The 14,239-nt window shown below is 71.0% G+C and carries 12 protein-coding genes; 4 read left to right on the top strand and 8 right to left on the bottom strand.

All coding sequences use genetic code 11. The annotated features are described in order from the left end of the window. Nucleotides 1-53: 53 nt before the first annotated feature. The 5 genes from ACWGIC_RS37255 to ACWGIC_RS37235 form a co-directional block, all read right to left on the bottom strand. The gene (locus tag ACWGIC_RS37255) at nt 54-1,568 is read right to left on the bottom strand and encodes an ArnT family glycosyltransferase (protein WP_452080643.1); all 1,515 of its coding nucleotides are present in this window, start codon (nt 1,566-1,568) and stop codon (nt 54-56) included. Nucleotides 1,569-1,573: 5 nt separating this feature from the next. After that, the gene (locus ACWGIC_RS37250) at nt 1,574-2,311 is read right to left on the bottom strand and encodes an ABC transporter permease (RefSeq protein ID WP_452080642.1); all 738 of its coding nucleotides are present in this window, start codon (nt 2,309-2,311) and stop codon (nt 1,574-1,576) included. Nucleotides 2,312-2,322: 11 nt separating this feature from the next. Continuing rightward, nucleotides 2,323-3,228: an ABC transporter ATP-binding protein gene (locus tag ACWGIC_RS37245; protein WP_452080641.1), complete on the bottom strand. Its 906-nt coding sequence runs from the start codon at nt 3,226-3,228 to the stop codon at nt 2,323-2,325. Nucleotides 3,229-3,297: 69 nt separating this feature from the next. Continuing rightward, nucleotides 3,298-4,053 (bottom strand): class I SAM-dependent methyltransferase, encoded by a 756-nt coding sequence (locus ACWGIC_RS37240; protein WP_452080640.1) that lies wholly within the window; start codon nt 4,051-4,053, stop codon nt 3,298-3,300. Nucleotides 4,054-4,133: 80 nt separating this feature from the next. Beyond that, the gene (locus ACWGIC_RS37235) at nt 4,134-4,652 is read right to left on the bottom strand and encodes a DUF402 domain-containing protein (protein WP_452080639.1); all 519 of its coding nucleotides are present in this window, start codon (nt 4,650-4,652) and stop codon (nt 4,134-4,136) included. A gap of 114 nt (nt 4,653-4,766) precedes the next feature. Between ACWGIC_RS37235 and ACWGIC_RS37230 the strand changes: the two genes are divergently transcribed. The 4 genes from ACWGIC_RS37230 to ACWGIC_RS37215 all read left to right on the top strand — a co-directional run bounded on the left by ACWGIC_RS37230 (nt 4,767) and on the right by ACWGIC_RS37215 (nt 9,269). Further along, a complete protein-coding gene (locus tag ACWGIC_RS37230) occupies nt 4,767-6,131 on the top strand; it encodes a DUF5685 family protein (protein WP_452080638.1) in 1,365 nt (454 codons plus the stop codon). A 279-nt stretch (nt 6,132-6,410) separates the two neighbouring features. Further along, nucleotides 6,411-8,570 (top strand): excinuclease ABC subunit UvrB, encoded by a 2,160-nt coding sequence (uvrB, locus tag ACWGIC_RS37225; protein WP_452080637.1) that lies wholly within the window; start codon nt 6,411-6,413, stop codon nt 8,568-8,570. Between the two features lie 28 nt (nt 8,571-8,598). Further along, nucleotides 8,599-8,871: a type II toxin-antitoxin system VapB family antitoxin gene (locus ACWGIC_RS37220; protein WP_452080636.1), complete on the top strand. Its 273-nt coding sequence runs from the start codon at nt 8,599-8,601 to the stop codon at nt 8,869-8,871. Beyond that, nucleotides 8,868-9,269, top strand: coding sequence for a type II toxin-antitoxin system VapC family toxin (locus ACWGIC_RS37215; protein WP_452080635.1), 402 nt, complete (start codon nt 8,868-8,870; stop codon nt 9,267-9,269). Before ACWGIC_RS37220 ends, ACWGIC_RS37215 begins: the two co-directional genes overlap by 4 nt. Before the next feature lie 220 nt (nt 9,270-9,489). Here the strand turns inward: ACWGIC_RS37215 and ACWGIC_RS37210 are convergent, their stop codons facing one another. Genes ACWGIC_RS37210 through ACWGIC_RS37200 form a run of 3 tightly spaced genes read right to left on the bottom strand, consistent with a single transcriptional unit; the run spans nt 9,490 to nt 14,074 of the window. After that, complete coding sequence (locus ACWGIC_RS37210; protein WP_452080634.1) at nt 9,490-10,266, bottom strand: enoyl-CoA hydratase/isomerase family protein; 777 nt, start codon at nt 10,264-10,266, stop codon at nt 9,490-9,492. Between the two features lie 5 nt (nt 10,267-10,271). Further along, nucleotides 10,272-11,210, bottom strand: a complete 939-nt coding sequence (locus ACWGIC_RS37205) for an ABC transporter permease (RefSeq protein ID WP_452080633.1) — start codon at nt 11,208-11,210, stop codon at nt 10,272-10,274. Beyond that, complete coding sequence (locus ACWGIC_RS37200; RefSeq protein WP_452080632.1) at nt 11,207-14,074, bottom strand: alpha/beta fold hydrolase; 2,868 nt, start codon at nt 14,072-14,074, stop codon at nt 11,207-11,209. The genes ACWGIC_RS37205 and ACWGIC_RS37200 overlap by 4 nt, the downstream gene beginning before the upstream one ends. Nucleotides 14,075-14,239: the final 165 nt, after the last annotated feature.

Here is a 14,239-nt window from a genome sequence, read left to right as displayed (position 1 = left end):
CGCCCGCACCCTACGGGCGGGGCCAGCCGCCGTACTACAGCGGGTGCTGCCGGTCAGCCCCCGGTGTTCGCCAGCTTGGGCCAGATTTCCGCCCACGGCTGGAGCCTCCCGGTGGCCAGCCACATCGGGGTGCCGTCGAGCACACTCGGCTTCGCGGTCCCGGTCGACACCGTCCCGACCGGCTCGAGATGGGCGAAGTGCCCGAGCAGCGGCCGGGGATCGGCCCCGACGAACAGGACGTCGCGCGCCGAATCGGACGGGACGGCCAGCGTCGCGTACCCGCGGTTGGGGCTGGTCGGCTCGGGCAGGTCCAAGTCCGGGCCGTAGCGGTCGAGCGCGCTCGCGGTCCAGTACGTCTCGCCGACGACCGCGGTGTGTGCCGGGTCCGGCACGCGGTGGAACGCCTTGGCGACCGACTGCGCCCCTTCCGGCCAGCCGACCTCGCCGAACGAGAAGCCCGGAGTCGGCAGCGACGGGTTCTTCTCGACCCACGCGTGCGGCCACACCGGCAGCGCCATGGGCAGCATCAGCAGCGCGGAAAGCACGTAGACCGGCCACGTCGGGATCCAGCGCCACCACCGGGACGCCTGCCCGTTCTCCAGTTCCACCGCCGCGGCGGCCCAGCACGGCGCGAACATGCCCACGATGTAGTACGAACGGCCGTTCACCACGATGAACACCACGGCCAGCGCGAGCGTGGTCCAGGCGAGGAACCGGTAGGACCGCAGCCGCGGCGAGCGCAACAGCCGCCACAGGCCGTAGCCGAGCAGCACGACCCCGACCGGGATGCCGGCGAGCAGCAGCACCTGCGGGATCCAGGTCAGCCGTCCGCCCCAGGTTTCGCCGACCTCGGTCGAGATCGCCGCGCCCATGCTGAGCTGCGGCCAGCCGTGCTGCGCCTGCCACACCAGGGTCGGCACGAGCGCCAGCGCGGCGATCGCGGCACCGGCCCACAGCATCGGACGGCGCAGCAGTTCGCGCGGACCGCAGATCAGCAGCGCGATCGCGGCGACGACCCAGAACCCGCCGATCAGGAACTTCACGTACAGCGCGATCGCGGTGACGACGCCCGCCCACAGCAGCAGGCTGTCGCGCCGGGTGCGGATCCATCGGACGACCAGCCAGAGCAGGACGGTCCAGAGGAACGGGTCCAGCGTCGAGGTCGCCAGGTAGTGGCCGCTGGCGACGAACTGCGTGCAGGTGGCGAAGGCCGCGGCGGTGATCGCCTGCGCGCGGGTGCGCCCGCCGAGTTCGCGGGCGATGAGCGCGGCGAACACGACCCCGGCGAGCATCGCCAGCATCGCCGGGATCCGCAGGACGAACAGCGAATCGGGCGCGATCGTGTCCATCGCGCGGGCCAGCAGCGGCAGCAGTGGCGGCTGGTCCACGTAACCCCAGGCCAGATGCCGTCCGGCGGCGAGGAAGTACAGCTCGTCGCCGAAGTAGCCGTAGTTGTTCGCGGTCAGCACCAGCGGCACCGCGAGCAGCGCGGCGATGCCGAACACGGGCGTGCGGGCGAACGGCGCGACCGAGCGGGCCGTCGCGGTTTCTTCCTGTGTCGTGGTCATCGTGGTCACTCCCAGCGGAAGAATCGGGCGGCGAGCGTCGAGCACACGACGGCGACGACAGCCAGAGCGACGAGCGGAAGCCATTGCGGCGCGTGCCCGGCGGCGGTCTCGCGCAGGCTGCCGAGCGTGGCGCCGAGCGGCAGGACGTCGGCGACGTGCTGCAGCACCGGCGGCAGCTGTTCCTTGGGCACCCAGACCCCGCCGAGCGCGAGCATCGGGAAGAACACCGCCGCGCCGAGTCCGTTCGCCGCGCGGCCGCTCGGCGCGAAAGCGGCCAGCAGCGTGCCCACCGAGAACAGCGACACCGCGCCCAGCAGCGTGACCGCGACGAACCCGCCCGGATTCCTCGGCAGTTCCATGCCGAGCGCGAGCGTGCCCACCCCCACGACGAGCACGATCGCGACCACGGCGGCCGCGAGGTTCACCAGCAGTTGCGCGGCCAGCAGCCGAGACGGCGGCAACGGGCTCGCCGCCAGCCGCTTCAGCACCCCCTTCTCCCGGTGCGCGGCCATCGCGCCGGGGAGCATGTTCAACGCGAGAATCGCGAGCAGGATCGCCACCGCCATCGGCGCGATCAGCGTGGACAACGACGACTGGCCGGCGTAGCCGGCGCTCGGCTCGCGCGATCCCGGCATCAGCCCGAACACCAGCAGCAGCGCCAGCGGGATCCCGAGCACCACGGCGGGCGCACCGGGGTCGCGGAGGAAGATCTTCGCCTCGGCGACGGTCAGTTTCGACAACACTTCCGGCCCCCTCAGTCCAGTTTCCGGCCGGTCAGCGCGACAAAAGCGTCGTCGAGGCTGGCCTGTTCCACTCGCAGATCGCCCGCCACCACGTTGGCGCGGGCGAGGAACGACGTCACCGCCTGCAGTGCGCCGGCACCCCCGGTCACCACCAGATGCGCGCCGTTCCGCTCGACCTTCAGCACGTCCGGCAGCCCGCTCAGCGCGCCGGGGTCGACCGGCACGGACGGGCGGAACCGGATCCGCTGCTCCCCGCCGACCCGCCCGACCAGCCCCGCCGGGGTGTCGATCGCGACGACGCGCCCGGCGTCGATCACCGCGATCCGGTCGCACAGCCGTTCCGCCTCTTCCATGAAGTGCGTGACCAGCACGACCGTCACGCCTTCCGCGCGGACCGCTTCCACGAGATCCCAGGTGTCGCGGCGCGCCTGCGGGTCGAGCCCGGTCGTCAGTTCGTCGAGCACCACCACCTCGGGGCTGCCGATCAGCGCGAGCGCGATCGACACGCGCTGCTGCTGACCGCCGGAAAGCTTGCGGTAGAAGACATTCCGCTGTTCGGTGAGCCCGAGCAGCGCCATCAGCCGCTCCGGATCGGCCGGAGTGCGGTACATCGCGGCGAACAGCTCGAGCACCTCGCCGACGCGCAGCCGGTCGGGCAGCTGGCTTTCCTGCAGCTGGACGCCGAGGCGCTGGCGCAGCTCGCGGACGTCGCGCCGCGGGTCGAGCCCGAGCACCGAAACGGTGCCGCCGTCGGGGGAGCGCAGGCCCTCGACGCATTCCACCGTGGTGGTCTTGCCCGCGCCGTTGGGGCCGAGGATCCCGAAGATCTCGCCTTGCTCCACGGTGAACGAAACGTCTTCCACCGCCGTTTTCCGGCGATAGCGTTTCCTGAGGTTCCGCACCTCGATGACCGGCATGGCCTGCCGTCCCCTCTCGATCGCAGCGGTTGCTGTCTTCGAGAATCCCGGCTGGAGCGGCCGATCGGATCAGCGGAACGGCGCGACTTCCGGTCCACCGGCTGTAAGCCGCGCATCCACCGATCGGTTGATGCGGAAGTAGATCATCGGGTTGTCGCGGCCGGTGTGCACGTTGCCGTCGACGCCGAGTTCACGCCTGACTTCGTTGAGGCAAGCGTACGCGTGTTTCGCTCGCGCGCGGGCCGCGGTGAAGTACGGAGTCCGCGTTTTTTCCAGCCAGCGCACCACTTCGGTGCCCTCGGTGAACGGCAGCGGGGTGTGGCGGTGGAACACGTCGTGCACGCTCACCGCGGCGTCGATCTTCGGGAAAACGTCGGACAGGTACCACCTCGCGAAGCGCGCGCCGTGGTCAGCGTCGATGAACAGATAGTCCACATCGGACAGAACGTCCCCGGAGAGAGTGCGCGCGTCGCCTTGGCGGAACTCCCAGCGGCCCTTGGCCAGCGCGTGCGGAACGGTCTTGGCGGCGTTTCCGATGAGGTCGATCGTGGTCAGCCTGCCGGTGCCGTTGTCGGCGAGCGCGCGGAGGATCCAGCTCGTGGACCAGCCGTGCAGAGACCCGATCTCCACGACTTTCTCCGGCCGCAGCTGCCGCAGGAGCAGATAGGTGATCTCCGCCTCGACGTCGTCCAGCTGAGTCTTCATCGTCGGATGCGCCCGGCGGTGCGCTCGCTGGGCGTCCTTCGCGGCGCGCAACGCTTCGGTGTGCTCGCGATACAGCGAGCAGACGAGGTCGAGCGTCACCTGGTTTGCGGTTCGTTCCATGCCGCTGATCGTGGCCGGGGGAGCCGTTCCGGGTAATCCGGCTGCCCGCCGGGCGGGGTGGGGAATTCCCCCGTTCCCGGCTAGGGATGCCTGCGCCAGCTGAGCGCAATGTCCTTTGTGGACAGCCAAGCGGCGAGGTCGTAGCCGTGCGCGGCGAGCCCCTCGAGAGCAGCGTAGGCGACTTCGAGCGCGTACTCGCCGTCCTCGCGGGAGAGCAGGTTTCCGGCGACGGCGGCGAGAAGCTCGTCGGTGTCGATCACCCGGACCGAGAGCTTGTCCTTGAGCACGAGGTCGAGATAGAGGTCGGTGGCGACCCAGCGCGGGCCGTCGCGGTGCACGCGCACCACGTCGAGGTAGAAATCCTGGTCGCGTTCGTGGCCGGGGGCGAACCAGAAGTCGGTGATCCGCAGTCCCAGCTCGGGCAGCAGCCAGGACTCGAGGTAGTGGAACTGCGCCCGCCCCGGCGTCGGCCGCGCCAGGTACAGGCCGAACGGCTCCTCGCGGAACTCCTCCACGTCGCGGCGGATGCCCTTGTTGTCGATGTTCACGCGGGCGGCCGGGTCGAACGTCTCGACCTTCGGCGGGTGCAGATCGGTCATCCGCCCATCCTGCCTTGCCCCCTCGCCTCGGGAGAATCACGGGAACGCCGGTTAGGGGCCGGGGCGGGGAGCTAAAGTTCCCGGGGTCATTCGGTTCTCTGGGGGGACAAGCGGTTGTTCGGGATCATCAGACCCTGCCGGCATCGGCTGGCCGGGCGGCTGCACGCGGACTGGATGGCGCACCTGTGCGGCCTCTGCCTCGCCCTGCGCGACCAGCACGGGCAGTTCGCCCGCGTCGTGACGAACTACGACGCGCTGATCGTGTCGGCGCTGGTCGAGGCGCAGACGCCGAGCGGTCCCCGGCGCGCCGCGGGCCCGTGCCCGCTGCGGTCGATGCGCTCGGCGTCGGTCGCGGTCGGCGACGGAGCCCGGCTCGCCGCGGCGGTGTCGCTGGTGCTGGCTTCGGCGAAGGTCGACGACCACGTCGCCGATCGGGACGGCGCCTTCGCCCGGCGTCCGGTGGCCGGAGCGGCTCGGCTCGTCGCGCGCCGCTGGGCCGCGCAGGGCGGCCGGACGGGTGCGGGCATCGGTTTCGACACCGCGGTGCTGACCGAAGCCGTCGGCAGGCAAGGCGAGCTGGAACGCGCTGTCCGGATCGGGGACTCGCCGCTGCTGGCGACCGAACCGGCCGAGCTGGCGTCGTCCGCCGCGTTCGCGCAGACCGCGGTGCTGGCCGGACGCCCCGGCAACCGCGCGCCGCTCGCCGAGGCCGGGCGGTTGTTCGGCCGGGTGGCGCACCTGCTCGACGCGGTCGAGGACCTGGCTTCGGATGCCGCGTCCGGTTCGTGGAATCCGCTGCTGGCAACGGGAACAGCGTTGGACGAGGCGCACCGGTTGTGCTCGGACGCGGTGCTCGGGGTCGAGCTGGCATTGCGCGAGGCGGAGTTCGCCGATTCGGCGCTGGTGCACGCGCTGCTGGTGCACGAACTGCGGCAGGCGGTGCGGCGGGCGTTCGGGCATCACCAGTTGCACGGCCACGCGTCCGGGCAGCAGCCGCCCGGGTGGATCGGGCCGGGGCCGACGCCGCAGCAGTCGCCGTACGGGCCGGGGATCGGTGCGCCTGGGCCTGGGCAGGCGGGATACGGGCAGCAGCCGGGCTACGGCGCCCCAGTGCCCGGGTACGGACCTGCCGGAATGCCCGGTCCCGGCGGCCCTGGCGGACCTGCAGGCCCAGGCGGACCTGGCGGACCGGGTGGCCCGGACGGCCCCGAACCGCCGGAGGACCGGGGCTCGCTGGACGGCAAGGGCGGCGGCTGCTGGGTGCCGAAGTTCGCGGTCCCGCCGAAGCGGCGGAACTTCTTCGCGGGCTGCGCGATCGCGACGTACATGTGCTGCTCCTGCCAGTTCTGCTGCCGGGACCCGTATCCGGGCCCGTGGAGCGGCAAACCGAACAGCGCCGGTTGCGACTGCGACTGCTGCAACGGCTGCGACTGCGGTGATTGCGGCTGCTGCGACGGATGCGACTGCTGCAGCTGCTGAGGGAGACCGGCGCACCGGTGATCCACCGGCTCCGATCCCGGACCGGTCCCTGCTGCCGGGCGGTGCGACCGGCGGGTTCTCGAGCGGCCTTGCCAAGGGCCGGGTCCCGCTGCCCGGGAGCGAGAGCTGATTCCTGCCGCCGGGCCGCGGACGCGGCGGGCGGATTCCTGTCCGGCCACCGCCGCTCCGGGCCCGAATCCGCCGCCGAGCGAGCACTGGATCCCCAGCTCAGACGGGCCGTCGCGGAAATTGTCGGTGCTCCGGCCTACCCTGGTTCCCGTGGCTTTCGCAACCGAACACCCCGTCCTCGCCCAGTCCGACTTCCGCCCGGTCTCCGAGGTGCCTCGCGCCGGCGGCCGGTTCGAGGTCGTCAGCGAGTACCAGCCCGCCGGCGACCAGCCGGCGGCCATCGACGAGCTCGAACGCCGGATCAGGGCGGGCGAGAAAGACGTCGTGCTGCTCGGCGCCACCGGCACCGGCAAATCGGCCACCACCGCGTGGCTGATCGAGCGCGTCCAGCGGCCCACCCTGGTGATGGCTCCGAACAAGACGCTGGCCGCGCAGCTGGCCAACGAGCTGCGCGAGCTGTTCCCGCACAACGCGGTCGAATACTTCGTCAGCTACTACGACTACTACCAGCCCGAGGCGTACATCGCGCAGACGGACACCTACATCGAGAAGGACTCGTCGATCAACGACGACGTCGAGCGGCTGCGCCACTCCGCCACGATGAACCTGCTCTCGCGGCGTGACGTGATCGTGGTCGCGTCGGTGTCCTGCATCTACGGCCTCGGCACGCCGCAGTCGTACCTCGACCGGTCCACGAAGCTGGAGGTCGGCGGCACGGTGGAGCGCGATGTGCTGCTGCGCGCGCTGGTCGACGTGCAGTACTCGCGCAACGACATCGCCTTCGCGCGCGGCACGTTCCGCGTCCGCGGCGACACGGTGGAGATCATCCCGGCGTACGAGGAGCTGGCGATCCGCGTCGAGTTCTTCGGCGACGAGATCGACAAGCTGTACTACCTGCACCCGCTCACCGGCGACATCGTGCGCGAGGTCGACGAGGTCCGGATCTTCCCGGCCACGCACTACGTCGCCGGGCCGGAGCGGATGGAGAAGGCGATCCGCGGCATCGAGGCCGAGCTGGAGGAGCGGCTGGCCGAGCTGGAGAAGCAGGGCAAGCTGCTGGAGGCCCAGCGGCTGCGGATGCGCACCGCCTACGACATCGAGATGATGCGCCAGGTCGGCTTCTGCTCCGGCATCGAGAACTACTCGCGGCACATCGACGGCCGCGGCGCGGGCACCGCGCCCGCCACGCTGATCGACTACTTCCCGGAAGACTTCCTGCTGGTCATCGACGAATCGCACCAGACGGTGCCGCAGATCGGCGGCATGTACGAGGGCGACATGAGCCGCAAGCGCAACCTCGTCGACTACGGGTTCCGGCTGCCGAGCGCGGTCGACAACCGGCCGCTGACCTGGGAGGAGTTCTCCGACCGGATCGGGCAGACGGTGTACCTGTCGGCGACGCCGGGCCCGTACGAGATGGGCCAGACCGGCGGCGAGTTCGTCGAGCAGGTCATCCGGCCGACCGGCCTGGTCGACCCGAAGGTGGTCGTGAAGCCCACCGAGGGCCAGATCGACGACCTGGTGCACGAGATCCGCGAGCGCGCGGAGAAGGACGAGCGCGTCCTGGTCACCACGCTCACCAAGAAGATGGCCGAGGACCTCACCGACTACCTGCTGGAGCTCGGGATCCGGGTCCGGTACCTGCACTCGGAGGTCGACACCCTGCGCCGGGTCGAGCTGCTGCGCCAGCTGCGGGCAGGCGACTACGACGTCCTGGTCGGCATCAACCTGCTGCGCGAGGGCCTCGACCTGCCCGAGGTGTCGCTGGTCGCGATCCTCGACGCGGACAAGGAAGGCTTCCTGCGCAGCGGAACGTCGCTGATCCAGACCATCGGCCGCGCGGCGCGGAACGTGTCCGGCGAGGTCCACATGTACGCGGACAAGATCACCGATTCGATGCAGTACGCGATCGACGAGACCGACCGCCGCCGCGCCAAGCAGGTCGCCTACAACGAGGAACGCGGTCTCGACCCGCAGCCGCTGCGCAAGAAGATCGCCGACATCCTCGACCGCGTCTACACCGAAGCGGAGGACTCGGACGAGGCGGTCGCAGTCGGCGGCTCGGGCCGCAACGCCTCGCGCGGCAAGAAGCCGGAACAGGGCGACCGCGTCCGCAGCTCGGGCATGCTCACCGACAAGAACGTGTCGGGGATGCCACGCGCCGAACTGGCCGACCTGATCCAGCAGATGACCGACCAGATGATGCAGGCCGCCCGCGACCTGCAGTTCGAATTGGCCGCCCGGCTGCGCGACGAGGTCTCCGACCTGAAGAAGGAACTGCGGGGGATGGACGCGGCTGGAATCAAGTAATTACACCGTGGCAGGGTACCCTTCCACCATGGCGATGAACATCAAAGATCCTGAGACGGAGCGCCTCGCCGCGGAGGTGGCCGAGTTGACCGGCACCACCAAAACCGGCGCGGTCCGCGATTCGCTGCGGATCATGCGGGACCGGCTGGTCGCGCAGCGGCGTGCGGAGCAGAACGCGGACGAGTTCGTGCGCTACCTGCAGGAGGAGATCTGGCCGCAGATCTCCCCGGAGAACCGGGGCAAGCCGGTCAGCAAGGCCGAGCGCGAGGAAATCCTCGGATACGGGCCGGGTGGCGTGTGATCATCGACAGTTCCGCGATCGTGGCGGTGCTCATGGCCGAACCGTCGGCGGTGCCGATCGCCCGGGCGATCGGTGCCGCGGAGGAATGCCGGATCGGAGCGCCGACCTTGGTGGAGACCTCGATCGTGCTGACGCACAAGGAGGGCGAGCGAGGCGCAACGCTGCTGGCTTCGTTCCTGCAACGGCGGCGGTTCGACATCCTCACGTTCGGCGACGCGCACTGGCGGACCGCGCAGACCGCGTACCTGCGGTACGGCAAAGGCAGGCACCCCGCCGCGCTGAACTTCGGCGACTGCCTCACCTACGCGGCCGCGATGGTCGCCGGAGAACCGCTGCTCTGCATCGGCGACGACTTTCCGCAAACCGACCTTGAGCTGGTCAAACTGGGGGAGAGCTGAAGCCCTCCGGACCGGCGGGCCAAGACTGAGCGGACCCCCGGCCCGGGGGTGCGCCGCACACGAGGCACCCCCGGTTCCCGGACCCTCGCTTCGACTTTCACAGAAACATGCTGCCGAAGCAATGGGTGTTAGGGCAGAGCCGAGGCAAGAAAGTCTCTCCTCCGCGATCGCACCGGGCACTGCGCCGAGTTAGCCCGGGGCGAACGCGCCGAGGGAAAAGTCAGTGCTTCAGCACCTTCTCCACGTACGTCTTCACCGCCGCCAGCGCCGGTTCCGAGCGCCACAGCCGCTCCACCTGTGCGTCGTCGGACACGCGGTTCTCCGCGATCCGCTGGTGGTACGGCTGCCGGAGCTGCTGCTTCGTGTGCGCGAACGCCTCGGCGGGCAGCTCGCCGAGCCGGGAGGCCAGTTCGCGCGCCCGGGCGAGCACCTCGTCGGCGGGCACGACCTCGTCGACCAGGCCGCGGGGGAGTGCGTCGGCCATGGTGACGGTCGCGCCGCTGTAGATCAGGGACGGCAGCGGTGTCGTGCCGTAGGTGCAGCGCAGGATTTCCAGCGCCGACAACGGGAACGGCACGCCCACGAGCAGCTCCGTCACGCCGATGCGGCCGGGGCCGTCGGCGGCGATCCGGTGGTCGCACGCCGCGGCCAGCACCATGCCGCCCGCGATGGCGTGGCCGTTCACCGCCGCCACCACCGGGCGCGGGAAGCCGAAAACGGCCAGGAACGCGTCCGACAGCGCGGGCAGGAAATCGCCGACGTAGCGCGCGCCGCCCTCGGCGAGGGCCAGCAGGTCCACTCCGGCGGAGAACATGTCGCCGGACCCGGTGAGCACGACCGCGCGCGCACCGGCCGCGTCCGCCTCTTCGAGTCTGATCACCAGCTCTTTGCAGGTGGCGGTGTCGAGGGTGTTGCCGCGCCCGTGGTCGAGGGTCACGAGTGCGACGCCGGCATCGAGTTCCAGGTGGATCGTCACGCGCCGAACCGTACCGGACATCCGGCTCAGCTGGTGACGTCCTTGCGTGCGAACCGGCGGCCCGCCAGCAGCAGGAAGACCGTCGTGTAAATGACCGACGAAAGCACCCCGCTGGCCAGGTTCGTCCAGTCGATGTCGGTCGAGATCAGGTCGATCCAGGCGAACGAATAGTGCGTCGGCAGATAGTTCCGCAATCCCTCCAGTGCGGTGATCTGGTCGAGGATCTGCGACAGGATCGCCACCAGCACCGTCCCGCCGACCGCGCCCAGCGGCGCTTCCGTCGAAACGCTCAGCAGCAGCGCGAGCCCGGCGACCCAGGCCAGCTGCACCACGATGTACACAGTGGACATCAGCAGCGCCAGCAGGCTGTCGCCGAAGCCGATCGCGTCGCCGGTGGGGCTGATCGCGTCGCCCGCGCCGTACCAGAGGACGCCGACCAGCAGCGAAACCACCGGCAGCAGCACCAGCGCGGCGATCGACAGCAGCCCGGACACCACGGCCTTCTGCCGCAGCAGACGGTGCCGCGGCACCGGGATCGCCAGCAGGTACTTCAGGCTCGACCACGACGATTCGCTCGCGATCGTGTCGCCGAAGAACAGCGCGACGATCATCGGCAGCAGGAAGGTGCCGGACACGAAGAACGCGAGCACCACGAAGTTCGGCGCGCTCGCCGTCGCGAGGTCCACGAACCCGCCGGAGCGGCGGTTCGGATTGGACTGCCCGATCTGGAACGCCACCACGAGAATGAACGGCAGCACCGCGACGAACGCCAGCACCAGCTGGGTCCGCCGGCGGCGCAGCTGCCGTTTCAGCTCCACGCTCAGCCGCAGCGTCCGGTCGGCGCGATAGCCCGCGACCGCGCCGTCCGGGCCGACCTCGGCCGGTTCCGCGGTGGCCAGTTCGCTCAGTTCCCGCAGTGCGGCCGGGTCGGTGTGCACCCCGCCGGAACCGTTGCCCTCGCTCATGAATCCTCTCCCACCAGCTGCAGGAACGCGTCTTCGAGCCGGCGGCGCGGCCCGGCCTGCTCCACCGCGACCCCGGCGCGCACGAGCGCAGCGACCGCCTCGGCGCGCGGCAGCCCGTCGAGGTTCGCGTGCACCAGATCGCCCTCGGTCTCGATGTCCGACACCCCGCCGACGCTCTTGAGCGCCGCCGCGGCGGCCGCCGGGTCGCCGACCCGGAACGTGGCCTCGCCGCTCGAGGCCGCCAGCTCGCCGACCTCGCCCGAGGCCACGAGCCTCCCGCGGTGCATGACCACTACGTGCGAACACGTCTGCTCGACCTCGGCCAGCAGGTGGCTCGAGACGACGACGGTGCGCCCGGTGGCGGCGTAGCGCTGCAGGACCTCCCGCATCTGGTGGATCTGCGGCGGGTCGAGCCCGTTGGTCGGTTCGTCGAGCACCATCAGCTCCGGCAGCCCGAGCATCGCCTGCGCGATCGCGAGCCGCTGCCGCATGCCCTGGCTGTAGGTCTTCACCCGCCGGTGCACCGCGTCGCCGAGCCCGGCGATCTCCAGCGCCTCGGTGAAATGCGCCTTCTCGACCGGCCGCCCGGTCGCGGCCCAGTACAGCTCCAGGTTCGCCTTGCCGGACAGATGCGGCAGGAATCCGGAGCCCTCGACGAACGACCCGATCCGCGACAGCACCGGCGCGCCCGGGGCGATCCGGTGGCCGAACACGCGGATCTCGCCCGCGGTCGGCGTGATCAGGCCCATCAGCATCCGCAGCGTGGTCGTCTTGCCCGCGCCGTTGGGGCCGAGCAGGCCGAGCACCTGTCCCGGTTCGACGCGGAAGGACAGGTCCCGCACGGCGGTGAACCCGCCCGTGTACTGCTTGCGCAGCCCCTTGATCACCAGCGGGGTGTCCGCGAGTTCCGGGTCGACGTCGTGTGCCCGCCGCCGCCGGATCGCCGCGACCGCGACGACCGCGATCGCGACCAGCAGGGTCGCGCCGATGCCGATCAGCTGCCCGACCGGCAGAGGAGCGCCGACCGACGCACCGGGCACCACCGGGACGGCGAGCCCGGCTCCCGGCGCGAGTTCGACCCGGAACACTCCCGGCTGCGCCGGCACCGAATACGCCTGATCAGTCGTGCCCACGACGAGCCGCAGCGAATGCCCGGAGTCGATCGGCCGCACGACGCCCGGCAGCGTCACCGTGACGTCGACCGGCGTGCCGTCCGCGGGCAGCCCGGTGACCCGGAACGGCGCGACCGCGTTCGCGGGCAGCACACGGGTGCCGTCCTGCCCGACGTCGTACAGCTTCGCGAACAGCACCGCTTCCGGCTGCGGATGCGCCGGATCGGTCGCGACTCGCAGCCGCACGGTGCTCGAACCGGACAGCAGCACCTGGCTGTCGAACGGCGCGGTGCCGAACTGCGCGGCCTGGCCCGGCGGGTCGCTGCTGAACAGCGGAGCCAGCCGGGAGGTGCTGGAGGCGAGCCCGTTCAGCCCCGGAATCCCGCTCACCGCCGCCGGATTCGCTCCCGCTGGCCGCACGATCGGCTGCGCCGGGCCGCTGAGCGCGATCTGCTTCCGTTCGGTTCCCGCGCTGTTGAGTCCCGGGTACGCGGCGGCGTTGACCGTTCGCACCGACGGGGTTCCGTTGGCGCGCAACGTGCCTTGGACGTCGTAGCTGAATCCGCGGCCGGGGTCGCCCTGTCCGGTGAGCGACGACCACAGGAAGTCGCCGATCTTCGCGCGCAACTGCGGTCCGGGGATGCCGCCGTCGTGCCCCCCGGCGTACCAGATCGTGCGCACTGCTCCGCCCGCCGCGGTGATCTGCCGCGCGGTGGCGTCGGATTGGTCGAGCCCGAACAACGTGTCGCTCTCGCCCTGCACGAGCAGCGTCGGCGCGGTGATCTTGCCGGTGACCGACGAGGGCGAGACGCGGTGCAGCAGTGCGACCGTCTCCGGGCTGGCCTTGCCGGTGGTCGCCAGTTCCGCGTACGCCTTGCACACCGCCGCGGTGAACCGGCCGCACGGATCCGGGGACGGCCGCTCCGCTCGTGCGCCAGCCGGTGGCACGGCGGCCTGCGGTGCGGTGCCGCCGCTGTTGCCCGCGGTGTTGCCGTTGTCGTTGGTCTTCTGTCCCGGCTCGGGCGCTTCGGCGGACGGCGTGCTCGCCGCGGCCGCGCCTGAACCAGCAGAGAAGAAGATGCCCGCCCAGGTCTTCTTGAAGACGCCGTCCGGAGAGAACGCACCGGCCGCCGGTGTCTTCGCCGACGGAGCTGTCGACGCCGCGGCGTTCGGCACCAGTGCTTGGCCGAGGTCGTTGTAGGTGATTACCGGCGCGAGCGCGCGCACCCGGCGGTCGGTCCCGGCGAGCAGCAACGACAGCGAACCGCCGTAGGACGCCCCGGTCACCCCGATCTCGCGCTGACCGTCGGCCCCCGCAGCCACTTCGGGACTCGCCGCCAGCCGGTCGACCAGCCGCCGCGCGTCGGCGACCTCGCCGTCGGGATCGTTCAGCCCGATTTTGCCGGTGCTGTGCCCGAATCCGCGCGCGGACCAGGCGAGCACCACGAACCCGCGCTGGGCCAGCTCGCGCGCCTGCGGGTCCACACTGGACTTGTCGCCGCCGAAGCCGTGCGCGAGCAGCACCGCGGGCGCGGGCGTGTGTTCGGGGTAGTAGGTCGTCGTGTCGATCCGGACCTGATCGGGGGAACCGGGCCCGGCGGGCATCGAGACGAACGCGTCCTGGGTCCGGACCGGCGCGGGACCGTGGTCGCGGGTCGCCCAGACAGTCGCCGCGGCAGCGGCGACCAGCACCACGGCGGCGACGGCAGCGAGCCGGGAACCGCGGGTGCGGGGAAACGGAATTCGGGGCACGACGCGACGCTATGACGATTTTGCTGAGAACGCGCACCCGACCTCACATAAATTTCATGGCGTCGGGGTTTGCGCGGGTTTTGATGGCACCGGCACCACCACCGCGGGATCGCGCCGGCGTTGGGGATGAGCGACGGGACAGGCCGAAGGCCCCTCCCGTCGCTC

The organism is Amycolatopsis sp. NPDC054798 (genome assembly GCF_053611505.1).
This window is presented reverse-complemented; position numbering and strand designations above follow the sequence as displayed.